Consider the following 25,818-nt stretch of genomic DNA (forward strand, 5'->3'; position numbering starts at 1 on the left):
TGACACCAAGCCTGGTTCCTCAAACACATTTTGCCACCCCTATGCCATAATGCATAATCAGCAGAGCAGGGGCGACTCAACCCCCCTTAACATCCCCGACACATTGTGCCACAACAATGGAGTGGCCCGGGCTTTGGCCCGACTCCCCTCTGACGGGACCCCTTTCGATGCATCTGAAGCGGGATCAGGAAATGACCGACATGCGATCGAGGGCGGTGGACCTGCTGGTGGTCGAGGACAATCCCGCCGATGCCCGCCTGATCGAGTTGCTCCTGAGCGAGGTGGGCGGCATCATGTGCCGCCGGGCCGATTGCCTGGGCGACGCCATCGCCAAGGCCGAGGCCGCGCCGCCAGACGCCGTTCTTCTCGACCTTTCCCTTCCCGACGCCCACGGTATCGAGACGGTGGAACGGTTTCGGGCCGCCGCCCCCACGCTGCCCATCGTCATCTGCACCGGACTGGACGATGAATCCATGGGCTTGCTGGCCCTGCAGCACGGATGCCAGGACTATCTGGTCAAGGGCCAGGGGGACGGCAATCTGATCCGCCGCACCATCCTTTACGCCATCGAACGCAAGGCCGTGGAGGAGGAGCGCCGCACCACCGCCGAACGCCTGAAACGCGTCCTGCTTCAGACGGTCCGCTCGCTGTCGCTGACATTGGAGATGCGCGACCCCTATACGACGGGCCATCAGCGGCGGGTGGCGCAATTGTCCACCGCCATCGGCAGGCGGATGGGTCTGTCGGAAATGGTTGTCGAGGGGCTGCGCACAGGTGGTCTGCTGCACGATATCGGCAAGATTCACATCCCTGCCGAATTTCTCAGCCGTCCCGGCAAATTATCTGTCGAGGTTCACAAGGTCATCCGCATGCATCCCCAGATGGGCTGGGAGATCATGAAGGATATCGAGTTTCCCTGGCCGGTGGCCGAGATGATCCGCCAGCACCATGAAAGGCTGGACGGCAGCGGCTATCCCCTGGGCCTGAAGGGTGACGAGATCATCCTGGAATCAAGGATCATCGCCGTGGCCGACGTGCTGGAGGCCATCTCGTCGCATCGTCCCTACCGGCCCGCGTTGGGGCTGGATGTGGCCGTGGCCGAATTGCGCGAACATTCGGGCAGCCGCTATGACCCTGCGGTCGTCCAGGCCTGCATCGACGTGGTGGAGGAGAAAGGGGCGAGCATCCTCGACGAGGACCCCGCGCCGCAGCTTTAGCCCGCTACTCGGCGGCAATGACCGCCGCAGCGCCGCGCTTGGCCTGGCGGCGCAACTGCGCCATCAGCAGTTCGCGCGGATTATGGCAGGAACCGCACCAGACGATGGCGGTGCCGTCTCCATAGGAATGGACACGGTGATCACTGCTCTGCTGGCAATTCGGACATTCCAAAACGGTCTTGGGCAGGCTCATGGATACCCCCGGTCAAGGCCCATAGAGTTACCTGGAATCGCTCGAAAATGGAAGGCGGAAACACCGCCCCCTCATCTGCGTCCAGGTCATACCTCGCGGATACCGCTCAGGAAGCGATCCACCTCGGCCCGCAGGGTCTGGGCCTGACGCTGCAAAGTCTCCACCGCTCCCAACACATTCTTGGCCGACTGGTCGGTCTCGTGGATGGTCTGGGTCACCGCATTGATGTTCTCGTACACGAATTTGGTGCCCGAGGCGGCATGGTCGATGTTGCGGGCGATCTCCTGGGTGGCGGCACCCTGTTCCTCGATGGCCGAAGCGATGGCGGTGGTGATGCCGTCCATGGAGGAGATGGTGGTGTTGATGCCGCGGATGGCACGGACCGTCTTGTCGGTCTCCTGCTGGATGGTATTGACCTGGGACGCGATGTCCTCGGTGGCGCCCACCGTCTGGCGCGCCAGATTCTTCACTTCCGACGCCACCACGTTGAAGCCCTTGCCCGCCTCGCCGGCGCGTGCCGCCTCCACCGTGGCGTTGAGCGCCAGCAGGTTGGTCTGCTCGGCGATGCCGGTGATCATCTCGACGATCTCGCCGATCTTATCGGCGGCTCCGGCCAAACCCTGAACGCGGGTATTGACCGAGTCGGCCTCCTTGGTGGCGGAGACCGCCACCTGATTGGACATGCCGACCTGCTGGGCGATCTCGCTGATGGAGGACGAAAGCTCCTCGGCGGCGGACGCCACGGTGCTGACGTTCTGATTGGCCTCGCTGGCCTGGCGGGCGGCGGAATTGGCCCGTTCCAGGGCCTGATCGGCGGATTCGACCATGCTCCGCGCGGTCTGGATCATCTGCTGCGCCGAAGCCGAGACGGAATCGAGCACCGCCGTCACCGCCTTGTCGAAGGCTGCGATCAGATCTTCCAGGCGATGCATGCGCAGTTCCCGCGCGGCGGCCGCGGCCTGCGCCTCGCCCTCCATCTTCTGCTTGGCGATGGTGTTGTCCTTGAAGACCTGCACGGCGCGGGCGATGTCGCCCACCTCGTCCTGGCGTTCGAGGGCCGGGACGGAAACGGAGGTGTCGCCGCCCGCCAACTGCTCCATGCGCACGGTCATATCCTCGATGGGATCGGCAATGATGCGCTTGAGGATCAGGCGGACGCCGAAGACGGCAAGGATGGTGGCAATGATGCCGCCCACCACCAGCCAGGTCAGCACCTGGTTGAGCCGGGCCTCGGATTCAGACGTGGACAACGTGGAGGACAGCACGGCGATGACATCGCCATCGACCATGCCCATGCCGCCGTGACAGGCGTGGCACACTTCTTCCTTTGCGCCATCGGTGACGCCAAGGACGATGGGCAGGGAATACCGGTAGAAACCGCCGTCAAAGCGGCCGACCGCCACCTTGGTGTCGAATGCCTCGCGGTCGATGTCGTCCTTGGGCAATTTTGCGGGCTTGTCCGGGTCGGCCTCCTTCATATAGGCGGCGACCTTGGGGCCCCAGGCGCTCCACACCTTGCCGGGATAGTGGATATTGCGCGAATCGAACCAGTTGTTGAAAACCGTGATGCCGATATTGTCGGCATCCTCCGGCCTCTTGGCCATGACGTTGAGGATCAGCGCATGCAACGAGGTCATCTCGTTGGCCGAAAGCTGCCGCAACTGGCGCTCCATTTCGGCGCGCTCGAACCGGGCAATCGTGAGGACCACGGCGGCGATCAGAAAAACAACGCCAGCCCCTACGATCAGCATGAAGCGGCTGGACAGCCGCAAGTTCCGCCACGCGTACGACACGGAAACTCCCATCCGTTTCAACGCGGCCGACCCGATCCGACCGCAGCGCCCATTCCGATTCCCCAGCGAAGACTATTACGAAAGTCGGGAAAAGAAAATACCGGGTTTTCGCATGACACAGGAAAACGGCGGGCGCCGCGACCACAGAGATATTACGAACGTACTAATGCATCATAGTCAGCGATCAACTGCCGGGTTATATCCCCCGGCGTAAATGTATAAGACCCAATCTCGCGCACAGGTGTCACCTCGGCGGCGGTCCCGGTGAGGAAGCACTCGGAGGCCTTGGCCAGTTCTTCCGGGAAGATGGCCCGTTCCACCACGGTGATGCCCCGCTTCTTGGCAAGGTCGATCACCGTCTGGCGGGTGATGCCGTTCAGGAAGCAGTCCGGGGTCGGCGTATGCAGTTCCTTGCCATACACGAAGAAGATATTGGCGCCGGTGGCCTCGGCGACCTGGCCGCGCCAGTCCAGCATCATCGAGTCCTCGTATCCTTCGCCCTCGGCCTTATGCTTGCTCATGGTGCAGATCATGTACAAACCGGCGGCCTTGGAGGCGGTGGGAGCGGTCTCGGGATGGGGACGCTTCCACGTGGAGACGTTGAGACGGATGCCCTTCATGCGCGCTTCCGGGCTCCAATAGCTGGGCCAGGACCAGGTGGCCACGGCAAAGCGGATCTTGGAGCTTTGGGCGGCGACACCCATCATCTCGCTGCCGCGCCAGGCCACCGGACGGACATAGCCGTCGACGATATTGTTGGCCTTGACGGTGGCCATGGTGGCCTCGTCGATCTCTTCCACCGTCCACGGCACTTCGAAGCCCAGAATGCGGCCCGAATCGATCAGGCGCTGGGAATGCTCGCGCAGCTTGAACACCTTGCCGCCATACACCCGTTCGCCCTCGAACACGCAAGATCCGTAATGCAGGCCATGGGTCAGCGTGTGGATCTTGGCGTCGCGCCAGGGGACCAGCTTGCCGTCGAACCAGATGAAGCCGTCGCGGTCGTCGAAGGGGAGGACTGACATGGTCGTTCCGTTCCAATTATGAGGTGGCAGCAGGGCGTGAGGTTGGAAAATTACCAATCTCTCTTGCATGGCGTAACATTTATAGGCCATATATGTCAACATGACTGACGTAACCGCATCATGAGCGACATCAAGACCGGCATCAACCCGCTGTTCCTGCGCGAGGAGGAACTGCGTCAGGGGATCGAGCTGCTGTTCTTCGCCTATCGCGACTTCACGGCCGAGCCCGACGCCATCCTGGGCGAGTACGGCTTTGGCCGCGCCCATCATCGGGTCATCTATTTCGTCGGCCGCCATCCCGGCATCACGGTCAGCGATTTGCTGGAGATTCTGCGGATCACCAAGCAGAGCCTGTCACGCGTGCTGGGTCAGCTGGTCACCGAGAAATTCATCGTCCAGCGCCCCGGATTGCGTGATCGCCGCCAGCGCCTGCTGGAACTGACCGAAAAGGGCGTGGAACTGGAACGCCTGCTGACCGAGCGTCAGCGCGCCCGCATCGCCAGAACCTATCGCGAAGCCGGGGCCGAGGCGGTGGAGGGCTTCCGCAAGGTGATGCTGGGCCTGGTGGACGAGGCTGATCGCGGCCGCTTCCCCGCCCGCGCCCCCGGACTGCGCCGGGGGGGCTAGGGCCATGGACGACGCCCACATCCTGGTGGTGGATGACGACCGGCGCTTGCGGGAATTGCTGCGCAAATATCTTTCCGACAACGGCTATCTGGTGGCCACCGCCGCCGATGCCGCCGAGGCGCGCCAGTGCATGGCGGGCCTGGCCTTCGACATGATGGTCCTCGACGTCATGATGCCGGGCGAGGACGGCATGTCGCTGACCCGCTCGCTCCGGGCCGAAGGCAAGACCCTGCCCATCTTGCTGTTGACGGCACGCGGCGAGGTGGACGACCGCATCAGGGGCCTGGAATCGGGCGCCGATGACTATCTGTCGAAACCGTTCGAACCGCGCGAATTGCTGCTGCGCGTCGCCTCCATTCTGCGCCGCAGCCCCCGCGACGAGCCGGAACCGGCCCATGAACTCCGCCTGGGCGCCTTCGTCTGGGATATGGGCCGCGCCGAGTTGCGCCAGGACGGTCAACCCGTCCACATCACCCAGGCCGAACGCGATCTTCTGTCCATCCTGGCCGAAGTGGCGGGCCAGGGTGTGTCGCGTGATGATCTGGCCGCACGGACGGGAAATTCGGCCAATCCCCGCACCGTCGATGTCCAGGTGACGCGATTGCGCAAGAAGATCGAGGACGACCCCAAAATGCCGCGCTATCTTCAGACAGTGCGCGGCATGGGCTACATGCTGCGCCCCGACTGAGGAAGCTGCTCCATGCCCCAAATGGGCCTTTGGCTGAAGCGTCTGGCGCCCCAGGGCCTTCTGGGACGTTCGCTGCTGATCATCGTCATGCCGCTGGTGGTGCTGCAACTGGTCTCGGCCTATGTCTTCTACGGCAGCCACTGGGAGACCGTCGCCAAGCGCCTGGCCAAGGGGCTGGCGGGTGATATCGGCTATATCATCGAATCCATGCGCGCCTTTCCCGGCGTTCCGGAGCGGGGCGTCATCCTCGCCATCGCCGCCAACAAGATGGAGTTGGACACCCGTTTCCTGCCCGACGCCATCCTGCCCAACCAGCCCAAGGGCGCGCCCAGCAGCTTCCTCGAACGCGCCCTGGCCGAGGCCCTGGACGAGCGGGTCCAGCGCCCCTACCGTATCGACGCGGAGACCTTGGAGCGCGAAGTGGTCATCCGCGTACAACTGTCCGACGGCATGCTGGAGGTCTTCGCCCCCAAGAAACGGCTGTTCAGTTCCACCACCTATGTCTTCATCCTGTGGATGCTGGGCACCGCCATGCTGCTGTTCGGCATCGCCACCTTGTTCATGCGCAATCAGGTGCGCAGCGTGCGCAAGCTGGCGGTGGCCGCCGACCGTTTCGGCAAGGGCCAGGACGTGGCCGATTTCAAGCCGGAAGGCGCGCGCGAGGTCCGTCAAGCGGCCCAGGCCTTCAATCTGATGCGCCAGCGCATCCAGCGCCAGATCCAGCAGCGCACCGAGATGCTGGCCGGGGTCTCCCACGACCTGCGCACGCCGCTCACCCGCATGAAGCTGCAACTGGCCATCATGGGCGACATGGACGGGCGCGCCGAGTTGGACGAGGACGTCGCCGAAATGGAACGCATGGTCGAAGGCTATCTGGCCTTCGCCCGCGGCGAAGGCAGCGAACAGCCGGAACAGGTGGATCTGCGGGCCCTGGTGGACGAGGTGGTCACCCGCTTCCGCCGCCAGGGCAGCGTCATCGACCTGCATCACGAAGGCGAGATCGTCATGCCGCTGCGCCCCGATTCCCTGGCCCGCGCGCTGGGCAATTTGATCGGCAACGCGTCGCGCTATGCCGGTCATGTCTGGGTCCGGGTGGGACGCCGCGCCGAGGCGGCCGAGGTTTTGATCGATGATGACGGCCCCGGGATCCCCCCCGACCGCCGTGAAGAGGTTTTCAAACCCTTCACCCGCCTGGAGGTCTCGCGCAATCTGGCGACCGGCGGCGTCGGGCTGGGGTTGACCATCGCGCGCGATATCGTGCGCACCCATGGCGGCGACGTGGTGCTGGAAGACTCGCCGCTCGGCGGATTGCGGGCGCGCGTACGGCTGCCCTTGTGATAGATTTCGCCTGACGGTTTTAGGGGAAACGGGTCATGAAGACTGTACTGGTAGGCAATATCAAAGGCGGCTGCGGCAAGACGACCCTTTCGACCCATATCGCCGCGGCCTTCGCGGGCCAGGGACTGGTCACCGCCATCGCCGATTGCGACCGTCAGAGATCCAGCCTCAACTGGCTGCGCCGCCGCCCGGCGGGCCTAGCCCCCATCACCGGCCTGGATTGGTCCAAGGATGTCGGCTCGCCGCCTAAGGGCCTCGACCGGCTGGTCATCGACGCCCCGGCGGCCATGCATCACAAGGATGTGGAGGACCTGATCGGCATCTCGGAAGTGGTCGTGGTCCCCGTTCTGCCCGGCGCCTTTGACGAGGATGCCACCGCCCATTTCCTCGAGCGCCTCGCCAAGGTCAAAGCGGTGCGCAAGAACAAGCGTGTGGTGGCCGTGGTGGGAAACCGCCTGCGCCCCGGCACCAAGGCCAGCGACCATCTGGATGGATTTTTCGGCGGATTGGGCTTTCCCGTGGTCGCCCGCCTGCGCGACAGCCAAATCTACACCGCCGTCGCCGCTGCGGGTTCGACGGTGATCGAAGCTGGCGACCGCCGCGCCAGATCCTATGCCGCCGAATGGGAACCGCTTCTGGCCTTGATCGAAGGGCGTTGACCCTCCGGTTGAACCGCATCGCTATTGATTTTCGGTTTCATCAATTCCGTCAGCCCCAATCATAGGCTAGACTCTCCGCCATACGCATAATGACGGAGATTGGCGCACTTGCCCCCTACCCTTGCCCATCTCCCACCCGTTCCCGATATATACGTGCCGACATATCGTCGGATTCGCCTCCTGATGGGGGGGCTGATTGTCGTCTTCCTGGCGGCATTGGTTGGCAGCACCTTGTTTTCGGTCATCTCCTCGCGCAGTGAAGAACTCCGAGACGCCGATAACGAATTGAGGCACACCTCCCACCTCCTGGCGGAAGTGGCGGCCTCCACCTTCCTTTCCATCGACAAAGTTCTGATGGGAACCGCCGAAATCGCCGCGCGGCAAGACGATCCCAGCCGATTGCTGCAATTCCTGCGCCGCCAACTGGCCCAGGCCCCCACCGCCCGCGCCTTGCTGGTCATCGGCCCCGACGGCATGTCCCGGCTGGCCACCAACCTGCCCGATCCCCATAGAGCCATCGATCTTTCGGACCGTCCGTATTTCCTGCATCACCGCAATGGCGGGCCCAGCACCTTGTATGTCAGCGGAGTGATCCAGAGCCGCAATGACGACCATTGGATCATGGTGCTGAGCCGCCGGATCGAAACGCCCGATGGCGCCTTCGCCGGAGTGGTGGCCGCCACCATCAACCTGGAACAGCTTGCCTCCATCCTTGACGCGGCCGCCCCCGACTCCAGCGATTCCGCCCTGCTGGTTTCGCCTGACGGCACCATCCTGGCCAGAAGTCCTGATCACGTCCGCTATGTGGGCAAGTCGCTGGCGGGACAACCGGCCTTTGAAACAGCAAGGACCGCGCCCGAAGGAAGCGGCGAAATCCTCTCTCCCCTGGATGGACGCAAACGGCTTTACGCTTTCCACAAGGCTTCCAGTCATCCGGTCATCGCCGTCGCCTCCCACGACCAGGAAGCGCAGTTGAGGGAATGGCGCCTCCACAGCATGACTCTGGTCGCGTCGGCCCTTCTGGTCGGGCTGATCATCGGCGCCTTGGCCCTGTTCCTGGCCCGTCAGTTGGAGCGCATGGACCGCACCTTGAGCGAACTGGCCCGCTCGCGCCGTGAGGCCGATGCCGCCAACCGCGCCAAGTCCGCCTTCCTGGCCAATATGAGCCACGAGCTGCGCACGCCGCTGAATGCCATCATCGGCTTCTCGGATGCGCTGCTGGTGGGGATTCCGGGTCATACCTGCCAGTCGCGCTGCCAGGACTATCTTGGCCATGTCCAAACCTCGAGCCGTCACCTCCTGTCGCTGATCAACGACATTCTCGACCTGTCAAAGATCGAGGCCGGATCGACCGAGATCGCCCTGGCCCCGACACCCTTGGCGCTGCTGATCACGGAATGCCTGGAAATCGTGCGGGCCAAGGCCGAGTCCAAGAACATCTCCGTTGCCCTGGCCGGACCTGACCAAGACCTTATGGTGACGACCGATTCCCGCCGTCTGCGCCAGATTGTGCTCAATCTGTTGTCCAACGCGGTCAAATTCACCCCCGAGGGCGGGCGGATCATCCTGGAGGCGGAGTGCGACAGTGGCCAGTTGGCCCTGACCGTCAATGACACCGGCATCGGCATGACCCAAGAGGAAATCGCCGTGGCCTTGACCCCCTTTGGGCAAAACGATTCGGATCTGGCCAGACGGGAGGCCGGAACCGGCCTGGGTCTGCCGCTGTCCAAGCGCCTGACCGAATTACTGGGCGGGACATTGTCAGTCACCAGCATTCCGGGACGCGGCACCACGGTCACGATCAGCTTGCCTCTGTCTCGTCCCTTGCCATAACGCCGACCGGCGGCGAACAGGCCCCCGAAAAGAAATGGCCGCCCCCAGTCAGGGGCGGCCATCGCCATTTCTGTCCGAACGGACGGAAAGCTTACTTCTTGCCAGCCTTGGTGAAGACCTCGCGGGCCTCGTCCAGGCTCTGGGTGAAGCGCTTGTTCAGCAGGTCGAAAGCCTCGGAATTGGCCTTGGCGATCATCTCGGCCAGTTCACGGGCATTGCCCAGGGCGCGCTCGAAGGCGTCCTTGGCGAATTCAGCCTGCTTGGCGGCCTTGTCCTGGGGCGAACCGGGCTCGGCGAAGTCCTTGGAAACCTGAGCAACCTCGTCAATGGTCTGACGCAGAATCTCGACCTGACGCTTCACGACGTTCTGCAGGCCCTCGAAGGCCAGCTTGTTCGCCTGGGTCAAGGCCTCGATATTCTTGCGCTGATTGGCGACGATGGTCTCGACGTCCACGCCGGGAACCTTGAAGTCGCCCAGATACTTGGACACGTCGAAATCGAAGAACTGCTCAGTCTGCTTGGCGGCCATGTTATATCTCCAACCTTGGGTGTTCTATGTTGCGGTGCAGCAAGATAAGCGAGGGAGCGCCTTCGAGTCAAATGGAGTTGTGCGTAGTTCACCGGATATTAACAAAATGCCTACTCGCCCCTAACGAACAGACTAACCGGCAAGTTCTCGCCCACGGCGAGTTGCGGCCGCCACCGCCTCGCTCATCAGCCCGGGAATACCGTTCTTTTCAGCCATCAGCACCGCAAGTGCCGCCGCCGTTGTCCCCCCCGGCGACGTCACGTTCTGGCGCAGTTGTTGCGTGGTTTCCGAAGATAGCCGCAGCAATTCCCCCGCCCCCGCCACGGTCGCCCGCGCCAGGCGTTCGGCCAGGGCGGGCGGCAGGCCCTGGGCCAAACCGGCCGCCTCCATGGCTTCGGCCAGCAGGAAAATATAAGCGGGGCCCGAGCCCGAGACGGCGGTCACCACATCCATCAGCGCCTCGTCATCGACCCAGCCGACCTCTCCCACCGCCTCCAGCAGCGACCCGCACAGGTCGCGGGCCTGCGCCGGTACCGAGGCTTCGGCGCAGCACACGGTGATGCCGCGCCGCACTGCCGCGGGGGTATTGGGCATGGCCCGCACGATGACGGCGTCGGGCCCCAGGAGCGAACGGAAGAAGGCGATGGTCTTGCCCGCGGCGATGGACAGGAACAGGGAGGTTCCGAAGCGGGCATAGGGCGGCACCACATCGGCCATCACCTGCGGCTTCACGGCGAAGATCACCACATGGGGGACGAAACCCTCTGGGATCGCCGCATGGGAGGCAACCACCCGCACCGACCCCAGATCGGGGCAAGACGGCTCGACCACCACCACGTCACCGGGCGACGTGCCGCGCTCGAGCCAGCCCGCCAGCATGGCCGAACCCATCTTGCCGCAACCGACCAGCAGAATCTTGGTCATGGAAAAACCTCCCTCGCACCAATGCCAGGGGCGTGGCATGGCACGGGGAGATAAGCGAAGTCAAGCCTCGCCCACGGTCTCCAGCAGCGAGGCGGCGATGGCCTCGGCGGCGGTCTTGCCCCCCCAGATGACGAACTGGAAGGCAGGGTAGAAGCGCTCGCACTCGGTGACGGCGATATCGACCAGATCCTCTACCTGCTCGGGCGAAAAACCCGCCCCGCCGCGCAGCAGCGAGGTATGGCGGAACATGGGCACACCCTCGTCATCCCACAGGCCAAAATGGCCGAGCCACAGCTTCTCGTTCAAGGTGGCCAGCAATTCGTGGACCATGGCCCGGCGGGCGGGCGGAATCTTCATGTCGAAGGCACAGGTGAAGTGCATGGCCCCCATATCTTCGCGCCAGGCGAAATAAAGGCTGTAATTACACCACTGGCCAGGCGCTTCGGCGGCCAATTCCTCGTCATTGCGACGGTCAAAGGCCCAGTCGTTGGCGGCGACGACTTGCTCGACAAGATCGACGGGATTGATCTGGGGCTCTTCCTGATACGTGGCGGTCAAGGTCATGCCTGCGCCCTCCCTTGGCATGGCGGCCGTCGATTCCACCGGCTTGAATCAAACGGTTGTGTTCGCGCCCGCAGAATTTACACAAGGGGTAGCCTAACCAAACGCCAATAGCAGGCGCAAGGCTTTATTTGCGGAGTATTTATGAAATCATGTGGATAAGTGAAGCGGCCGCTTTGGCGCGGCCCCTTGGGGATCAGTACGCCGCCCCTCAGGCGCCGGGCGGGCGCGAGCGCCCTTGGCTTTCCGCCGCATAAGCGGCGCGGCCCCTTGGGGATCAGTATGCCGCCCCTCAGGCGCCGGGCGGGCGCGAGCGCCCTTGGCTTTCCGCCGCATAAGCGGCGCGGCCCCTTGGGCCTACCACGCCCCGCTGGGGCGTGGGAGTAACGTCGCGGACCTCAGGCCTTGGGTTTGGGCGCAGCTTTGGTCTTGGCGGGAGGAGCGGCGACGAAGGCGGCCTCGAGCGCGGCGACGCGGGCGGCCAGGGCCTCGTTTTCCTCGCGGGCCTTGATGGCCATGGCGCGCACCACCTCGAACTCCTCCTTGGGCACCATGTCCAGGCTGGCGGTGAAGCGCTCGAACTGCTGGCGGATCATGGCCTCCATCTCGGCCCGCAGGCCGGACAGCGCGCCCAGCGCACCGGAAGCGACACGGGCGAGATCATCGAAGAAGGGTTTCTGGCTTTGCATGATGGCCTCTTGGAAAAAACGAAGTTCTATTATGGGCCTATGACCCGTCCTTGTCACTGACTCCGGCCTCGGCGAAGGTGTGCATGCCCGCATGGCAGGCCGCCGCCGCCTTGAGAACCCCCACCGCCAGCGCGGCTCCAGACCCCTCGCCCAGGCGCATGCCCAGATCGAACAGCGCTGTCTTGCCCAAGGCCGCCAGCAGCCGCTTGTGTCCCGGCTCCACCGAGACATGGCCGACCATGCAATGGTCCAGCGCGCCCTTGCACTCCACCTCCAGGGCGGCCACCGCCGCCGTGGTGACATAGCCGTCCAGCAGCACCGGAACGCGCTTGAAACGCGCCGCCAGCACCGCGCCCGCCATGGCCGCCAGTTCACGCCCCCCCAGACGGCGGAGAATATCGAGCGGCATATGCCCCTTGTGCAAAGCCACGCCTTGCCCCACCACCTGGATCTTGCGGGCCAGGGCGCCGCCCTCGATTCCGGTGCCGCGCCCAGTCCAGTCGGCCGCCTCGCCCCCGAACAGCGCCGCCGAGACGGCGGCCGCCGGTGTCGTATTGCCGATCCCCATCTCGCCGATGACCAGAACATCGATGCCGTTGGGCACCGCATCCATGCCATGACGGAAGGCATCGACGAAATCCAGCTCTTCCATGGCCGGACCCCTGGTGAAGTCGCCGGTGGGCTGGTCAAGCTCCAAGGCCAGCACATCCAGCTCGATGTCGAAGGTTTTGCACAACTGGTTGATGGCCGCGCCGCCACGGCGGAAATTGGCCACCATCTGCGCCGTGACCTCGGCGGGAAAGGCCGAGACGCCCAGCGCAGCGACGCCGTGATTGCCCGCGAAGATCCGAGCCACCGGACGGGTCATGGTGGGAGGATGACGTCCCTGCCAGGCGGCCAGCCAGGCGGAGACCTCTTCCAGACGCCCCAGCGAACCGGCCGGCTTGGTCAATTGGGGTTCGCGCGCCGCCCAGGCGCTTGAAGCCGCCGCATCGGGGCCCGGCAGGTTCGCCAGCAGGGAGCGTATCTGGGCAATACTAGAAATAGACGAGTTCAAGGAAACACTCCCCAACATATTGCGGTTTCGTCTTATCCGTCCTATAACCCATCGCCATGAGCAAGTCACCTTTCATCGACGAGATTCCGCCGCGCTCCTGGCTGGGCGACGTCCATCTGGCGGCGGTCTTCCTGACCCGACTGCCCTTGCCTGATGCGGGCATGGGTGATCTGGCGCGGTCCATGCGCGCCTTTCCCCTGATCGGTCTGGGCCTCGGCCTGGGCGGCGGCGCCATCGCCTGGGCGGCGGGAAGCGTCCTGCCGCCTCTGGCCGCCGCTCTGCTCTGCGTCCTGTCCCTGGTCCTGGCCACCGGCGCCCTGCACGAAGACGGGCTGGCCGATCTGGCCGACGGACTGGGGGCGCGCGGCGACCGCGACAAGCGTCTGGAGGTGATGCGCGATTCGCGCACGGGCGCTTTCGGCGTCCTGGCCCTGATCTTCTCCGTCGGCCTTCGGACCGCCGCCCTGGCGGCCATTCCGCTGGGCTGGAGTCAATGCGCCGCATTGGTGGCCGCCTGTTCCCTGTCACGCGCCCTGATCCCCGCCGCCATGCAGGTGATGGGGCCGGCGCGCGGCGACGGATTGGGAGCCGGGGCAGGTTGTCCCGACGCCACCATCGCCGCCACCGCCGCCGGTCTCGGCCTGCTGGCCTGTCTGGCGGGGCTGGGCCTGTCTGGAACGCTGGGCGCCCTGATCGCCGCCCTGGCGGCGGGAGGCGCGGTGGTATGGACGGCGCGGCGCGCGCTGGGCGGCTATACCGGCGACGTGCTGGGCGCCGTGCAGCAGGCGACCGAGATCGGAATCTTGCTGGCCGCCGCGGGAATGCTGTCATGAGCGAGGCGAAGGCGAAGCGCGGCGCCATTGAGGCGCCCGAAGCGAAGCGGAGGAAAGCCAAGGGTTTCGGAGAAACCCGCCCGGCGATTGAAGGGCAGAAAAGATGAGCCAGAATGCGACCCGCTGGTGGCTGCTGCGCCACGCCCCGGTTCCCTGTCCCCATGGCCGTATCACCGGACGCCTGGACGTGGCCTGCGACACATCGGAAGACGAGGTCTTTCAGTCCCTGGCCCGTGCCCTGCCCGTCAATCCGGTCCTGGTGGAAAGCGGCCTGATCCGCTGCCGCCAGACCGCCGGGGCTCTGGAGTCTGCCGGGCTGTTGCTGCCGCCGCCCATGGTCGAGCCCGATCTGGCCGAGCAGGATTTCGGGCGCTGGCAGGGCCGTTCGTGGATGGATCTGGAAGCGGCCAAAGACCCCGATCTGGCCGCCTTCTGGGCGGACCCGGCCCTGGCCACGCCGCCCGGCGGCGAAAGCTTCGCAGCCATGGTGGAACGGGTGCGGGCCTCGCTGGAACAGATCACCGCCGCCCAGGCGGGCCGCGATATCCTGGCGGTGGTTCACGCCGGAACGGTTCGCGCCGCCCTGGCGGTGGCCCTGGACCTGAAGCCCGAACAGGCCTTGCGTTTCGCGGTCAAACCGCTGTCGCTCACCCGCCTCGACGCCACGGCATCGGGCTGGCGCGTCGAGATGGTCAACGCCCAGCCCTATGCATGATACAAGGATCCCGATGAGTCGAACTCATCGGGATCACCCTCAGACGGCGGGCGGACGCTGTGCGTCCTTGCCTCCCGCCGCATAAGCGGCGCGGCCCCTTGGGCCTAACCAGATCCCGATGAGTCGAACTCATCGGGATCTGGTGCGGGTCCCTCTAGAAGGTCACGGTCACCCCAGCATTGAACGACCGGCCGGGAGCGGGAAGCGCGCCGACCTGACCGGTGCTGCCGCTTCGCTTCCAATTGGCGTAGTCGACACCGCCGAGCGGATGGTAATAGCGCTTGTCCAGCAGGTTATCGATGCCCAGATTGACCTGTACCGCATCCCAGCCATAGCCGCTGCGCAGATTGAGCAGAGCGTAACCCGGCGTCTTGGGTTCGTGGCGCACGGCATCGACTCCGGCCTTGGTTCCCACCAACTGGGCCTCGATGGCGTTGGTCCAGCCGCCCAGCCCATGCTCGATGGCTGCTTTGCCGTTGATGGGCATGACGTGGTACATGGCCTTGCCGGTATTGACCATCTCGCCATGCAGCCAGCCGATGGTGCCCGCCAGCTTGAAGTCGCCATAGCCGGTATCACGGGCCACGAAGGTGCTGCCCGAGAAGTCCATGCCATACATCATGGCGTCGTGGTTGGCGAATTTCAGCAGCGGGAAAATCGAACTGTTGGAAGTTCTGTTGGTGACGAAATCCACTCCGATGTAATCGGCGATATAGGTGAAGTACGGCGTCGCCTTGGCGGCCCAGTCCTTGCGGCCCGCGTCATGGAGGCCGAAGGATGTGCTAAGCGTGTGGGCCACTTCGGGCTTCAAGTCGAGATTGCCCACATAGCCGTTGGCATCACCCGCCCAGTTGATCATCTGGCTGTCCATGCCCGTGGTCGACCATGAATAGCGCTCGTAGAGATTGGGCGAGCGCGACTTCCTGGCATAGCCCAATTCGCCGGTGGTACTGGCATCGGGCTCGTAGCGGACCAGGGCGGTAATATCGAAATTCGCGTCGATCTTGCCGTGGTTTCTGGTGTTAAAGAGCTTGGAATCGGCGATCTCCGAGCCATTCATCATGGCGCTGGTTCCATACCCCTGGACCGAGCCGGTATTCATCACCACCGTATCGCTGCGCAGACCCAGCAGGGTGGTCCATTGCGGCGACCACTTCTCCTCCCACTCGGCGAAGGCGCTGATCACGTCGCGGGTACCGTTGTTGATGGACTTGAAGGAGAGCGGGTCCATCATGCCGCCGCTGCCCGCCACCGGCGGCCACCAGTCGTCCAACATGAATCGGTGGAATTCCTGGCCGATGCGGATGGTCTTGCTGTCCGAAACCCGGATGTCGCCCTTGACGGCATAGCCGAAATCGGTGGCATCGGTGCGCATGGGCATCTGACCGCCCTTTTCGTTGGCGGCCTGATCCATGGAATGCTTGACCTGCTGCCAATAGGCCTTGGCCTCGAGCTTGCCCCAGCCGAACTCGCCTTCATAGCGGCCGTTGCCGTGATAGCCCTTGTTGCCGGTCATATCCATGCGCTGATTGGCGAAGCCCTGGAACGGGATGTCCTGCTGCCCCGCCTTCAGCACAAGAAGGCCCGCATTGCCGCGGGCGCCGAGAGTGAGTTCGTGGTTGCGCGACTCATAGCGGGTGGAATGGATGGTCTTGCCATCGCCACCCGCCTGATAGTTCAACCCCCGGCTCCAAGATCCGTCATAGCCGATGCTGTAGGAATCATCGGCCCCGTGCAGATTGAGGGAACCGCCGATGCCGGTATTGACGCTCTTGAAGAAGGCCGAGGCGGACCCGCCCAGCTTATAGCCCTCGCCCGGCCCGGCGAAGACGGGCGGCGCCGACTTCACCGAGATGACGCCACCGATATTGTCGCCGCCTGCGCTGACCGGGGTGATGCCGCTCCACACATCGATCTTCTCCACCTTGGAGGAGTCCATATAGGAGAGCGGAGGGTTCATGTGGTTGGAGCAGGCCGAGGTGATCTCCATGCCGTCCACCAGGACCTTGAGGCGGTCGTCGCCCAGTCCGTGGATATCGGGCAGGCTGGAAACGCCGCCATTGGGGATCAGGTTGAAGCCGGGCGTGCGCGACAGCAGCCGGGCGGTATCACCCGCCGCGTCCAGCTTGGATTCGGCGGGAACGCTGAAGCGAGGGGCGGTGATCACCACCTCGGGAATATCCTCGGCCCAGGCGGGAATAGCCCCGGCAAAAACGATGCTGGTCAGGAAGGTCGTGGCAAACAGGCGGATGCGGCCATGCCGGTATCCGCCACGATGAATCGCGTGGCAGGTCATGATGTTCCTCGAAGACTGAATCGCTTGCGACTGCCCGATCAAACGGGCGGGAGGTCAGGCGGCGAGGAACGGAGGCGCGCGGGCGGGGTGGACGGAAAGAGAGGGCTCGTCCGGCGCGGGCAAGGGCGTCGGCGGAACCTGAACGGCTACGACAAGGCCGAGCGGCCGCAAGGACAGCGGCGCGGGCGGCACATAGGAGCCGGTCTGGACGCAGCAATGGCTGACGCAATCATGGGCGGTTCCGCCACCCTTGGCGGGATCGGCCTCCTGATGCGCGGTGGAGCAAAGGTCGGCGGCAACAAAGGAATCAGGACCGTCGGCGCCCGGCAACACCGGAACCGGCGGGGCCGAGCCCAAGAGCAGAGCGGCGGCCAGCAGCCAAGCCGCGGCCTTCCTGATCCACCCACTGACCGGACACGGTAACATGCGTACCAGTTCCCACTTTTCGATCAGCGACCCTATGATCGGATCGGCTTGGTCGCAAGGCTGGCAAAAGTCTAGGGGTTAGTGCCCACTCTTCTTCTCTGGCTTCTTGTCCTTGCCGTCGTCCTTCTTCTCTTCCTTCTTGAGGATGATGGGGACGGTGGACTTGATCTTGAGAGTCAGCGAACAGGGCTCGGCCTCCCCGGCGGCGTTGACGCATTTGACCGGCGGCCAGTCGAAGCTGGACAGGGGAACCATCATGAACTCGACGGCCCCCAGGGCGCAGGAGAACAGCCGCCCGGTGCGCTCATTGGGCGCCAGGGTGGCGACGCTCACCGCCCAATTGTCCACCACTTCGTCCTTGACCCCAAAGGTGCGGCCGACAAAACCCAGGGACACATTGGCCGAGGAGTAGTTCTCGATGGTGAAATTGACCCGGCACTTGGCCGAGCCGGAACCGGCCCACATGGTGGCGTTGACCGACACGACACCCAGGCTGTCGCTGACCTGAGGCGGGTCCACCGACATCTCGCGCACCCCCGGCAGACCGGCCCACATGGCGCCCTGGGATTCACCACCGCTACCGCTGCTGCCGCCTTCCTTCTTGCCGCCAGCCTGGGCCGGAACCGCCGCCAGGCCCACGAGCAGAGCCGCCACCAAGATCGATCGGGTCACTTCGGTCACGCTCCTCATCCGCCAGTCTCGTGAAGCTAAGCACCCCCCGGCAGCCATTGCAATGCCCGGCGAAGCCCCCAACTTCGGTGTGAGACGGAGCGGCACCGGAACTGGCATGATACATGCTTGTTTTGCGGACGGCGCAGCGAGGAAGGATGTGGGATTGCGGGTCATCGTGGTGGACGATGAAAGAGACCGGGCCGAAATGGTCCGCGACGCGCTGAAAGCCCAAGGCTTCACCGTGGTGGCGGTGTTCGGCAGCGGGGCCGGGCTGCCCGCCCGCGTGGCCGAACTGGCCGCCGACATCATCATCGTCGATATCGATTCGCCCGACCGCGACACCTTGGAAGACATGCGCCGCGTCGGCATAGATCAGGGCCGCCCGGTGGTGATGTTTGCCCAGGACGGCAAGCCCGAGACCATCCGGGCCGCCGTGGATGCCGGAGTGTCCGCCTATGTGGTGGACGGGCTGAAGCCCGACCGGGTCCGTCCGGTGATCGACGTGGCCATCGCCCGCTTTGCCCAGTTCCAGTCCCTGCGCGGCGAGCTGGACAAGGCGCGCACCACGCTCGCCGAGCGCAAGCAGGTGGAAAAGGCCAAGGGCATCTTGATGAAACGCCGAAAGATCGACGAGGACGAGGCCTATCGCCTGATGCGGCGCATGGCCATGGACCAGAAGCAGCGCCTGATCGATGTGGCCAACAAGATCATCGAAGCCGCCGAACTGCTGGGCTAACCTGCCCACTTTTTAATCTGGATCTAAACTACAGATTAAAATTTGTGCATTGTCCGCGCATCTTTGCCGCACCGCAATATCCCAGATGCCCGAAAGCCGGAACTTCACCCCTTTGGCACGCTGATTGCGTTGCATCTGCCCATGACGGCGGATCCCCTCAATGGCGAGGCCCCGCCCCACGAAATGACAGATGGCCAGCCCGGCGACGATGCCGGTCCGGCCTTTCAAGGAACAAAGGCGTTCCACGGATTTGCGCTCCCTTTCTCCTCGGGATGCGTGATGCCGCGGGACGCCTTTTTTGCGTTTTGACTACAGCAAGGACACGACGACCATGACCAGCAACAGCACCTCGACCAAGGGTATTTCCCGCCGTTCCGTCCTGGCCTCCGCCGCCGTGCTGGCCGCCGCCCGCGCCGCCCTGCCGGGCGGTGCCTGGGCGGCGGCCGGGGATGCTCCCGAGGTCAAGGGCGCCACGTTCGGCTTCATCGCTCTCACCGATGCCTCGCCGCTGATCATCGCCAAGGAAAAGGGCTTCTTCACCAAATACGGCATGCCCGATGTGCAGGTGCTCAAGCAGGCCTCCTGGGGCACGACGCGCGACAATCTGGAACTGGGCTCGGGCGGCGGCGGCATCGACGGCGCCCATATCCTGACCCCCATGCCCTACCTGATGGCGGCGGGCCGGGTCACCAAGAACAACACCAAAGTGCCCATGAACATCCTGGCCCGCCTCAACACCAACGGCCAGTGCATCTCGGTCTCCAACGCCTATAAGGACCTGAAGCTCACCACCGAGGCCAGGGCCTTCGGCCCCGCTTTGGCCAAGGGCCGGGCGGCGGGCAAGGAGATCAAGGTGGCCATGACCTTCCCCGGCGGCACCCACGATATGTGGCTGCGCTACTGGCTGGCCGCCAATGGCATCGACCCCGACAAGGATGTTTCGACCATCGTGGTGCCGCCGCCCCAGATGGTCGCCAACATGAAGGTGGGCACCATGGAGGCCTTCTGCGTGGGCGAGCCGTGGAACGACCAACTGGCCCATCAGGGCATCGGCTTCTCCGCCGTGACCACTGGCGAATTGTGGAAAGACCATCCGGAAAAGAGCCTGGCCATGCGTGGCGACTGGGTGGAGAAGAACCCCAAGGCGGCCAAGGCCGTCACCATGGCGGTCATGGAAGCCGCCCAGTGGTGCGAGGCCAATATCGAGGAGATGTGCAAGATCGTCTCGGGCCGCGAATGGTTCAAGGTTCCGGTGGAAGATATCGTCGCGCGAGCCTCGGGCTTCATCAATTACGGCGACGGCCGTCTGGTGGAAAAAAGCCCGCATGTCATGAAGTTCTGGAAGGACTTCGCCTCTTATCCCTTCCAGAGCCACGATCTGTGGTTCCTGACCGAGAACCAGCGCTGGGGCTACCAGCCCATGGATCTGGACACCAAAGCATTGATCAATCAGGTCAACCGCGAGGACATCTGGCGCGCCGCCGCCAAGGATCTAGCCATCCCGGCCGCGCAGATCCCCACCTCCACCTCGCGCGGCATCGAGAAGTTCTTCGACGGCAAGAGCTTCGATCCCGCCAACCCCACCGCTTATCTGAAGAGCCTCGCCATCAAGCGCGCGGCGGTCTGACCGAGGAGGATGACATGACCATGGTTGGAAAAATCCCGCCTGTGACCGCCGATCCCGCCACCTCCACCCCGGCCAAGCTGGCTCCGCATCCCAGCGCCGCCACCAAGAAGGCCAGGGAGATCGCTGGCCGCGTCCTGCCGCCCATGATCGGACTAGCGGTGGTTCTTGGCATCTGGCAACTGGCCTGTTCCGGCCCCAACGCCATGCTGCCCGGCCCGGCCAAGGTGGTGCACGACACCTGGCCCTTGATCGTCGATCCCTTCTTCGATCACGGCGGCGTGGACAAGGGCCTGTTCTGGCACCTCTTCGCCTCGTTGAAGCGCGTGGCGGTGGGCTTTAGCCTGTCGGCGGTGGCGGGCGTGTTCCTGGGCGTGTTGATCGGCCAGAGCACCATGGCCTACCGGGCCTTGGACCCCATCTTTCAGGTGTTGCGCACCGTACCGCCGCTGGCCTGGCTGCCCATCTCGCTGGCCGCCTTTCGCCAGGCTGATCCGTCGGCCATCTTCGTGATCTTCATCACCTCGGTCTGGCCGATCATCCTCAACACCGCCGTCGGCGTGCGCAACATCCCCCAGGATTACCGCAACGTCGCCGCCGTTCTGCGCCTGTCGCCCTTGGAGTTCTTCTTCAAGATCGTCATTCCCGCCACCGTCCCCTACATCTTCACCGGCCTGAAGATCGGCATCGGCCTTTCCTGGCTGGCCATCGTGGCCGCCGAGATGCTGATCGGCGGCGTGGGCATCGGCTTCTTCATCTGGGATGCCTGGAACAGCTCGCTGATGAGCGAAATCATCCTGGCCCTGATCTATGTCGGCCTGGTGGGCTTCATGCTGGACCGCATGATCACCTTCATCGGCCAGAAGTTCTCGAGCTAGAAAGGATTCCCGTCATGAGCGCCTATCTCTCCATCGAGAATGTCGGCATCACCTTCAAGACCGACAAGGGGTCGTTCTGCGCCCTGGACGACGTCCGGCTCCGCATCGAAAAGGGCGAGTTCATTTCGGTGATCGGCCATTCGGGCTGCGGCAAGTCCACCCTTCTCAACATCGTCGCCGGGCTGCTTCAAGCCACCGAGGGCGGCGTGCTGCTGGAAGGCCGCGAGGTGGACAGCCCCGGCCCCGACCGCGCCGTGGTGTTCCAGAACCACTCGCTGCTGCCCTGGCTGTCGGTCTACGACAATGTGCGCATGGCGGTGGACAAGGTCCTGAGCAAGACCAAGACCAAGGCCGAGCGCCACGACTGGACCATGCACAACCTGTCCCTGGTGCGCATGGATCAGGCCAAGGACAAGAAGCCGGGCGAGATCTCGGGCGGCATGAAGCAGCGCGTCGGCATCGCCCGCGCGCTGGCCATGGAGCCCAAAGTCCTGCTGCTGGACGAACCCTTCGGCGCTCTCGACGCGCTGACCCGCGCCCATCTCCAGGACAGCCTGATGGAGATCCATCACCGCCTGGGCAATACGGTGATCATGATCACCCACGACGTGGATGAGTCCGTCTTGCTGTCGGACCGCATCGTCATGATGAACAACGGCCCGGCCGCCACCATCGGGCAGATCCTGAAGATCGACCTGGAACGTCCGCGCCGCCGCGTCGATCTGGCCGCCGACCCTCATTACAACCTCCTGCGGGCCGAGGTCCTGCGCTTCCTGCATGGCCACGCTCCGGCCAGCCACGCGGCCTGAGGGGGAGCGACCATGAGCCTGGAAAAGATCCGCCTGAAGCTCGGCATGGTCCCGCTGATCGACGCGGCCCCCCTGGTGGTGGCCAAGGAGCGCGGTTTCTTCGCCGAAATGGGCCTGGAGGTGGAGTTGTCCCGCGAAGCCTCCTGGGCTTCCATCCGCGACAAGGTGGCGGTGGGCGCGCTGGACGGCGCCCAGATGCTGGCCCCCATGCCGCTGGCCATGAGCCTGGGCCTGTCGCCGCTGAAGATCTCCATGGCGGTGGGAATGGCGCTCAATCTGGGCGGCAACACCATCACCATCGGCAATGCCCTGTGGGAGCGCATGCAGGCCGCCGACCCCGAATCAATGGCCGCCAAGCCCATCTCGGCCCGGGCGCTGAAAGCGGTGATCGATCAGGATAAGGCGCTGGGCAAGCCGCCCATGACATTTGCCACGGTCTATCCCTATTCCCCCCACGCCGCCGAATTGCGGTTGTGGATGGAGGCGGCGGGCATCGACACCGAAAAGGACGTCCAGCTCACCGTGGTGCCGCCGCCCCAGATGATCTCCTTCCTGTCGGCGGGCAATATCGTCGGCTATTCGGTGGGCGAACCCTGGGGCAGTCTGGCGGTGCGCATGAATTTGGGGCGCATCGCCGCCACCAGCCGCGACATCTTCGCCGGGCGGCTGGAGAAGGTCTTCGCCGTCACTCAAAGCTGGGCCGAGGACCATCCCGAGACTCATCTGGCGGTACTCCAGGCCTTGATCAGCGCGGCCCGATGGTGCGACGAGAACCGCTGCGAGCTGGCCGAGCTGCTGGCCCAGCCGCAATACGTCAATGCCCCCGTGGACGCCCTGATGGCGCCTCTCCTGGGCGAAAACGGCCTGCCCAAGGATCTGCTGACCTTCCACAACCATGCCGCCAATTTCCCCTGGCGGTCCCAGGCCATGTGGTATCTGGAGATGATGAAGCGCTGGGGGCTGGCGCCCGCCGCCCTTGATTCCCGCGCCGCCGCCGAGGACGTGTTTCGCCCCGACCTCTACCGGGTCGCCGCCCTGGGTCTGGGCCTTCGCGTGCCGCTTACCGATTACAAGACCGAAGGCACCCACGCCGCCCCCTGGACGCTGCTCAAGGCCACTCAGCCCGTGGAAATGGGTCCCGACCTGATGCTGGGCGGCGGCACGTTCGATCCCTTCGCCTCCCGCGTCGCCGATCTTCCCCGGACGGCCATGACCGAATCAGGAGATCTCTCATGAACGCTGTACCCCGCCAGAAGCTGGTCGTCATCGGCAACGGCATGGCCGGCATGCGCACCGTCGAGGAGCTGCTGGCCATCGCACCGGCGCGCTACGACATCACGGTGTTCGGCGCCGAGCCCCACCCCAATTACAACCGCATCATGCTGTCCTCGGTCCTGGCCGGGGAAAAGCAGGTGGACGACATCGTCATCAACAGCCGCGCCTGGTATGCCGAGAACGGCATCACCCTTCACACCGGCGATCCGGTGGTCGCCATCAACCGCGCCGCCAAGACGGTGAGTTCGGCCACCGGGCTGGTGGTGACCTATGACCGGCTGCTGCTGGCCACCGGCTCCAAGCCCTTGATGCCGCCCCTGCCCGGCCTCGACCTGCCCGGCGTGGTCGCCTTTCGCGATATCGCCGATGTGGAGAAGATGCTCGACGCCGCCGAAAAGCAGCAGCGCGCCGTGGTCATCGGCGGCGGGCTGCTGGGCCTGGAGGCCGCCTGGGGCTTGAAGCGGCGCGGCATGCCCGTGGCCCTGGTCCATCTGATGCCCACCTTGATGGAGCGCCAGTTGGACGTGGAGGCGGGCGGCCTGCTGCAAAAGGACCTGACCGAGCGCGGCCTGCACTTCTTCACCTCGGGCCAGACCGAGGAGATCATGGGCGCCGAGGAAGGCTGCGCCAAGGGCGTCAAGCTCACCGATGGCCGCGAGATCCCCGCCGATCTGGTGGTGGTCGCCATCGGCATCCGCCCCAATGTGGATCTGGCCAAGGCGGCGGGCCTGGACATCAACCGGGGCATCGAGGTGGGCGACGACATGGCCACCTCGGACCCCGCCATCTTTTCGGTGGGCGAATGCGTCGAGCACCGGGGCCAGATCTTTGGTCTGGTCGCCCCCATCTGGGAACAGGCCAAGGTCTGCGCCTCGCGCCTGGCGGGCCGTGACGAGGCCCATTACGAGACGCCGCCCTTGTCGACCCGGCTCAAGATCACCGGCATCGACGTGTTCTCGGCCGGGCAACTGGCCGCCCAGGACGAAGCCGACGAGGAACTGGTCTATCGCGACACCGCCCGGGGCATCTACAAGAAGCTGGTGATCCGGTCGGACCGTGTGGTGGGCGCCGTCATGTATGGCGACGTGGCCGACGGCTCCTGGTACTTCCAGCTGATCCGCGAGAAGGCCGATGTCTCCGCCATCCGCGACCGCATGATCTTCGGCCAGGCCTATGCCGACACCGGCTGCAAGGGCCATGGGGGCGGGGTCAACGTCGCCGCCATGAGCGACGACGCCCAGGTCTGCGGCTGCAACGGCGTTTCCAAGGGCGCCATCGTCAAGGCCATCACCGAGAAGGGCCTGACCTCTCTCGACGAGGTCAAGGCCCACACCAAGGCCTCGGCGTCGTGCGGCCAATGCGCCTCGGTGGTCCAGGCCATCTTAGCCCATGTCACCGGCGAGGTGGTGGAATCCAAGGCCGCCGGAATGTGCGGCTGCACCGATCTGTCCCATGACGAGGTCAGGAAGGAAATCCTGCGCCAGGAATTGAAGAACCAGGACGCGGTGCGCTCCGCGCTGGGCTGGCGCCATGCCGACGGCTGCGCCAAGTGCCGCCCGGCGCTGAACTACTATCTGCTCTGCGCCTGGCCCGCCGAATATGTGGACGACTATCAAAGCCGCTTCATCAACGAACGCGCCCACGCCAATATCCAGAAGGACGGTACCTATTCGGTGATCCCGCGCATGTGGGGCGGGTTGACCAATCCCACCGAACTGCGCGCCATCGCCGATGTGGTGGACAAGTTCAAGATCCCCACCGTCAAGGTCACCGGCGGCCAGCGCCTCGACCTGCTGGGGGTCAGAAAAGAGGACCTGCCCGCCGTCTGGGCCGATCTGGGCAAAGCCGGGCTGGTCTCGGGCCACGGCTATGCCAAGGGTCTGCGCACGGTGAAGACCTGTGTCGGCTCGGAATGGTGCCGCTTCGGCACCCAGGATTCCACCGGCCTCGGCGTCAAGCTGGAGAAGATGATGTGGGGTTCGTGGACGCCCCACAAGGTCAAGCTGGCGGTGTCGGGCTGCCCGCGCAACTGCGCCGAGGCCACCATCAAGGATATGGGCGTGGTCTGTGTCGAGGCGGGCTACGACATTTCGGTGGGCGGCAATGGCGGCATCGAGTTGCGCGGCACCGACCATCTGGTCCGCGTCGCCACCGAGGCCGAGGTCTTGGAATATTGCGCCGCCTTCATGCAGATCTACCGGGAAGAAGCCCACTATCTCGAGCGCACCGCGCCCTGGGTCGAGCGGGTCGGCATGGATTACGTGACCAAACGCGTGGTCGAGGATGAAGAAGGCCGCAAGGCCGCCCATGCCCGGTTCCTCTTCTCGCAAAAATACGCGCAAACGGACCCCTGGGCCGAACGGGCCTCAGGCGCAGTCGACGCGCACGAATTCAAAACCCTGGCCGAGGTGGGCTGACGCC

The 25,818-nt window shown here is 64.6% G+C and carries 26 protein-coding genes; 14 read left to right on the forward strand and 12 right to left on the reverse strand.

The window, feature by feature from the left end:
* Positions 1 to 191 precede the first annotated feature (191 nt).
* On the forward strand, positions 192 to 1,217 hold the full coding sequence (locus CCC_RS14280; protein ID WP_236686389.1) for an HD domain-containing phosphohydrolase: 1,026 nt from the start codon (positions 192 to 194) through the stop codon (positions 1,215 to 1,217).
* Between the two features lie 4 nt (positions 1,218 to 1,221).
* Here the strand turns inward: CCC_RS14280 and CCC_RS14285 are convergent, their stop codons facing one another.
* From CCC_RS14285 to CCC_RS14295, 3 genes are all read right to left on the reverse strand, one after another.
* A complete protein-coding gene (locus tag CCC_RS14285) occupies positions 1,222 to 1,410 on the reverse strand; it encodes a hypothetical protein (protein ID WP_009870985.1) in 189 nt (62 codons plus the stop codon).
* An 86-nt stretch (positions 1,411 to 1,496) separates the two neighbouring features.
* Entirely contained in the window at positions 1,497 to 3,203 is a 1,707-nt protein-coding gene (locus CCC_RS14290; protein WP_236686390.1) for a methyl-accepting chemotaxis protein, read from the reverse strand.
* Positions 3,204 to 3,355: 152 nt separating this feature from the next.
* Positions 3,356 to 4,228 (reverse strand): branched-chain amino acid aminotransferase, encoded by an 873-nt coding sequence (locus CCC_RS14295; protein WP_009870983.1) that lies wholly within the window; start codon positions 4,226 to 4,228, stop codon positions 3,356 to 3,358.
* A 120-nt stretch (positions 4,229 to 4,348) separates the two neighbouring features.
* On the opposite strand from CCC_RS14295, the gene CCC_RS14300 reads away from it, so the two are divergent.
* The 5 genes from CCC_RS14300 to CCC_RS14320 all read left to right on the forward strand — a co-directional run bounded on the left by CCC_RS14300 (position 4,349) and on the right by CCC_RS14320 (position 9,373).
* A complete protein-coding gene (locus tag CCC_RS14300) occupies positions 4,349 to 4,855 on the forward strand; it encodes a MarR family winged helix-turn-helix transcriptional regulator (RefSeq protein WP_009870982.1) in 507 nt (168 codons plus the stop codon).
* Positions 4,856 to 4,859: 4 nt separating this feature from the next.
* A complete protein-coding gene (locus CCC_RS14305; protein ID WP_009870981.1) occupies positions 4,860 to 5,543 on the forward strand; it encodes a response regulator in 684 nt (227 codons plus the stop codon).
* 12 nt (positions 5,544 to 5,555) lie between these two features.
* The gene (locus tag CCC_RS14310) at positions 5,556 to 6,881 is read left to right on the forward strand and encodes an ATP-binding protein (protein WP_041041935.1); all 1,326 of its coding nucleotides are present in this window, start codon (positions 5,556 to 5,558) and stop codon (positions 6,879 to 6,881) included.
* 35 nt (positions 6,882 to 6,916) lie between these two features.
* Positions 6,917 to 7,540 (forward strand): ParA family protein, encoded by a 624-nt coding sequence (locus CCC_RS14315; RefSeq protein ID WP_009870979.1) that lies wholly within the window; start codon positions 6,917 to 6,919, stop codon positions 7,538 to 7,540.
* 183 nt (positions 7,541 to 7,723) lie between these two features.
* A complete protein-coding gene (locus CCC_RS14320) occupies positions 7,724 to 9,373 on the forward strand; it encodes a sensor histidine kinase (RefSeq protein WP_009870978.1) in 1,650 nt (549 codons plus the stop codon).
* A gap of 91 nt (positions 9,374 to 9,464) precedes the next feature.
* On the opposite strand, the gene CCC_RS14325 is transcribed toward CCC_RS14320, so the two are convergent.
* The 5 genes from CCC_RS14325 to cobT form a co-directional block, all read right to left on the reverse strand.
* Positions 9,465 to 9,902, reverse strand: coding sequence for a phasin family protein (locus CCC_RS14325; protein ID WP_009870977.1), 438 nt, complete (start codon positions 9,900 to 9,902; stop codon positions 9,465 to 9,467).
* A gap of 132 nt (positions 9,903 to 10,034) precedes the next feature.
* Complete coding sequence (gene proC / locus CCC_RS14330; protein WP_009870976.1) at positions 10,035 to 10,826, reverse strand: pyrroline-5-carboxylate reductase; 792 nt, start codon at positions 10,824 to 10,826, stop codon at positions 10,035 to 10,037.
* A 60-nt stretch (positions 10,827 to 10,886) separates the two neighbouring features.
* Entirely contained in the window at positions 10,887 to 11,390 is a 504-nt protein-coding gene (locus CCC_RS14335) for a type III secretion system chaperone family protein (protein WP_009870975.1), read from the reverse strand.
* Between the two features lie 395 nt (positions 11,391 to 11,785).
* Positions 11,786 to 12,076, reverse strand: a complete 291-nt coding sequence (locus CCC_RS14340) for an accessory factor UbiK family protein (RefSeq protein WP_009870974.1) — start codon at positions 12,074 to 12,076, stop codon at positions 11,786 to 11,788.
* Positions 12,077 to 12,113: 37 nt separating this feature from the next.
* Entirely contained in the window at positions 12,114 to 13,151 is a 1,038-nt protein-coding gene (gene cobT, locus CCC_RS14345) for a nicotinate-nucleotide--dimethylbenzimidazole phosphoribosyltransferase (RefSeq protein WP_052473239.1), read from the reverse strand.
* A 38-nt stretch (positions 13,152 to 13,189) separates the two neighbouring features.
* On the opposite strand from cobT, the gene cobS reads away from it, so the two are divergent.
* Positions 13,190 to 13,966, forward strand: coding sequence for an adenosylcobinamide-GDP ribazoletransferase (gene cobS, locus CCC_RS14350; protein ID WP_009870972.1), 777 nt, complete (start codon positions 13,190 to 13,192; stop codon positions 13,964 to 13,966).
* Between the two features lie 103 nt (positions 13,967 to 14,069).
* Complete coding sequence (locus CCC_RS14355) at positions 14,070 to 14,681, forward strand: histidine phosphatase family protein (RefSeq protein WP_009870971.1); 612 nt, start codon at positions 14,070 to 14,072, stop codon at positions 14,679 to 14,681.
* A 154-nt stretch (positions 14,682 to 14,835) separates the two neighbouring features.
* Here CCC_RS14355 and CCC_RS14360 read toward each other — a convergent pair whose 3' ends face one another.
* The 3 genes from CCC_RS14360 to CCC_RS14370 all read right to left on the reverse strand — a co-directional run bounded on the left by CCC_RS14360 (position 14,836) and on the right by CCC_RS14370 (position 18,075).
* A complete protein-coding gene (locus CCC_RS14360) occupies positions 14,836 to 16,977 on the reverse strand; it encodes a TonB-dependent receptor (RefSeq protein ID WP_009870970.1) in 2,142 nt (713 codons plus the stop codon).
* A 54-nt stretch (positions 16,978 to 17,031) separates the two neighbouring features.
* Positions 17,032 to 17,403, reverse strand: a complete 372-nt coding sequence (locus CCC_RS14365) for a hypothetical protein (RefSeq protein ID WP_009870969.1) — start codon at positions 17,401 to 17,403, stop codon at positions 17,032 to 17,034.
* A gap of 78 nt (positions 17,404 to 17,481) precedes the next feature.
* The gene (locus tag CCC_RS14370; protein WP_152619783.1) at positions 17,482 to 18,075 is read right to left on the reverse strand and encodes a hypothetical protein; all 594 of its coding nucleotides are present in this window, start codon (positions 18,073 to 18,075) and stop codon (positions 17,482 to 17,484) included.
* Positions 18,076 to 18,232: 157 nt separating this feature from the next.
* On the opposite strand from CCC_RS14370, the gene CCC_RS14375 reads away from it, so the two are divergent.
* On the forward strand, positions 18,233 to 18,811 hold the full coding sequence (locus CCC_RS14375; RefSeq protein WP_009870967.1) for an ANTAR domain-containing response regulator: 579 nt from the start codon (positions 18,233 to 18,235) through the stop codon (positions 18,809 to 18,811).
* A gap of 12 nt (positions 18,812 to 18,823) precedes the next feature.
* Here the strand turns inward: CCC_RS14375 and CCC_RS22210 are convergent, their stop codons facing one another.
* The gene (locus tag CCC_RS22210; RefSeq protein WP_152619784.1) at positions 18,824 to 19,057 is read right to left on the reverse strand and encodes a hypothetical protein; all 234 of its coding nucleotides are present in this window, start codon (positions 19,055 to 19,057) and stop codon (positions 18,824 to 18,826) included.
* An 85-nt stretch (positions 19,058 to 19,142) separates the two neighbouring features.
* Here CCC_RS22210 and CCC_RS14380 point away from each other — a divergent pair, with 85 nt between their 5' ends.
* Genes CCC_RS14380 through nirB form a run of 5 tightly spaced genes read left to right on the forward strand, consistent with a single transcriptional unit; the run spans position 19,143 to position 25,814 of the window.
* The gene (locus CCC_RS14380; RefSeq protein WP_009870966.1) at positions 19,143 to 20,438 is read left to right on the forward strand and encodes a CmpA/NrtA family ABC transporter substrate-binding protein; all 1,296 of its coding nucleotides are present in this window, start codon (positions 19,143 to 19,145) and stop codon (positions 20,436 to 20,438) included.
* A 14-nt stretch (positions 20,439 to 20,452) separates the two neighbouring features.
* Positions 20,453 to 21,313 (forward strand): nitrate ABC transporter permease, encoded by an 861-nt coding sequence (gene ntrB, locus CCC_RS14385; protein WP_041041941.1) that lies wholly within the window; start codon positions 20,453 to 20,455, stop codon positions 21,311 to 21,313.
* Between the two features lie 14 nt (positions 21,314 to 21,327).
* The gene (locus CCC_RS14390; protein WP_009870964.1) at positions 21,328 to 22,122 is read left to right on the forward strand and encodes an ABC transporter ATP-binding protein; all 795 of its coding nucleotides are present in this window, start codon (positions 21,328 to 21,330) and stop codon (positions 22,120 to 22,122) included.
* Positions 22,123 to 22,134: 12 nt separating this feature from the next.
* Positions 22,135 to 23,358 carry a CmpA/NrtA family ABC transporter substrate-binding protein gene (locus tag CCC_RS14395; RefSeq protein ID WP_009870963.1) on the forward strand — a complete coding sequence of 408 codons (1,224 nt, stop codon included), beginning with the start codon at positions 22,135 to 22,137 and terminating at the stop codon, positions 23,356 to 23,358.
* Entirely contained in the window at positions 23,355 to 25,814 is a 2,460-nt protein-coding gene (nirB, locus tag CCC_RS14400; protein WP_009870962.1) for a nitrite reductase large subunit NirB, read from the forward strand. The genes CCC_RS14395 and nirB overlap by 4 nt, the downstream gene beginning before the upstream one ends.
* Positions 25,815 to 25,818 lie beyond the last annotated feature (4 nt).

The sequence above is a fragment of the Paramagnetospirillum magnetotacticum MS-1 genome, assembly GCF_000829825.1.
Taxonomy (GTDB): Bacteria; Pseudomonadota; Alphaproteobacteria; order Rhodospirillales; family Magnetospirillaceae; genus Phaeospirillum; species Phaeospirillum magnetotacticum.

Bases quoted from the DNA above. Each gene is read 5' to 3' on its own strand.
- CCC_RS14295 (WP_009870983.1), bottom strand. From the start codon at position 4,228: ATGTCAGTCCTCCCCTTCGACGACCGCGACGGCTTCATCTGGTTCGAC.
- CCC_RS14310 (WP_041041935.1), top strand. From the start codon at position 5,556: ATGCCCCAAATGGGCCTTTGGCTGAAGCGTCTGGCGCCCCAGGGCCTT.
- CCC_RS14355 (WP_009870971.1), top strand. From the start codon at position 14,070: ATGAGCCAGAATGCGACCCGCTGGTGGCTGCTGCGCCACGCCCCGGTT.
- CCC_RS14335 (WP_009870975.1), bottom strand. From the start codon at position 11,390: ATGACCTTGACCGCCACGTATCAGGAAGAGCCCCAGATCAATCCCGTC.
- CCC_RS14380 (WP_009870966.1), top strand. From the start codon at position 19,143: ATGACCAGCAACAGCACCTCGACCAAGGGTATTTCCCGCCGTTCCGTC.
- proC (WP_009870976.1), bottom strand. From the start codon at position 10,826: ATGACCAAGATTCTGCTGGTCGGTTGCGGCAAGATGGGTTCGGCCATG.
- CCC_RS14315 (WP_009870979.1), top strand. From the start codon at position 6,917: ATGAAGACTGTACTGGTAGGCAATATCAAAGGCGGCTGCGGCAAGACG.
- CCC_RS14360 (WP_009870970.1), bottom strand. From the start codon at position 16,977: ATGACCTGCCACGCGATTCATCGTGGCGGATACCGGCATGGCCGCATC.
- cobT (WP_052473239.1), bottom strand. From the start codon at position 13,151: ATGTTGGGGAGTGTTTCCTTGAACTCGTCTATTTCTAGTATTGCCCAG.
- CCC_RS14395 (WP_009870963.1), top strand. From the start codon at position 22,135: ATGAGCCTGGAAAAGATCCGCCTGAAGCTCGGCATGGTCCCGCTGATC.
- CCC_RS14390 (WP_009870964.1), top strand. From the start codon at position 21,328: ATGAGCGCCTATCTCTCCATCGAGAATGTCGGCATCACCTTCAAGACC.
- nirB (WP_009870962.1), top strand. From the start codon at position 23,355: ATGAACGCTGTACCCCGCCAGAAGCTGGTCGTCATCGGCAACGGCATG.
- CCC_RS14325 (WP_009870977.1), bottom strand. From the start codon at position 9,902: ATGGCCGCCAAGCAGACTGAGCAGTTCTTCGATTTCGACGTGTCCAAG.
- ntrB (WP_041041941.1), top strand. From the start codon at position 20,453: ATGACCATGGTTGGAAAAATCCCGCCTGTGACCGCCGATCCCGCCACC.
- CCC_RS14305 (WP_009870981.1), top strand. From the start codon at position 4,860: ATGGACGACGCCCACATCCTGGTGGTGGATGACGACCGGCGCTTGCGG.
- CCC_RS14365 (WP_009870969.1), bottom strand. From the start codon at position 17,403: ATGTTACCGTGTCCGGTCAGTGGGTGGATCAGGAAGGCCGCGGCTTGG.
- cobS (WP_009870972.1), top strand. From the start codon at position 13,190: ATGAGCAAGTCACCTTTCATCGACGAGATTCCGCCGCGCTCCTGGCTG.
- CCC_RS14285 (WP_009870985.1), bottom strand. From the start codon at position 1,410: ATGAGCCTGCCCAAGACCGTTTTGGAATGTCCGAATTGCCAGCAGAGC.
- CCC_RS14340 (WP_009870974.1), bottom strand. From the start codon at position 12,076: ATGCAAAGCCAGAAACCCTTCTTCGATGATCTCGCCCGTGTCGCTTCC.
- CCC_RS14300 (WP_009870982.1), top strand. From the start codon at position 4,349: ATGAGCGACATCAAGACCGGCATCAACCCGCTGTTCCTGCGCGAGGAG.
- CCC_RS14320 (WP_009870978.1), top strand. From the start codon at position 7,724: ATGGGGGGGCTGATTGTCGTCTTCCTGGCGGCATTGGTTGGCAGCACC.
- CCC_RS14280 (WP_236686389.1), top strand. From the start codon at position 192: ATGACCGACATGCGATCGAGGGCGGTGGACCTGCTGGTGGTCGAGGAC.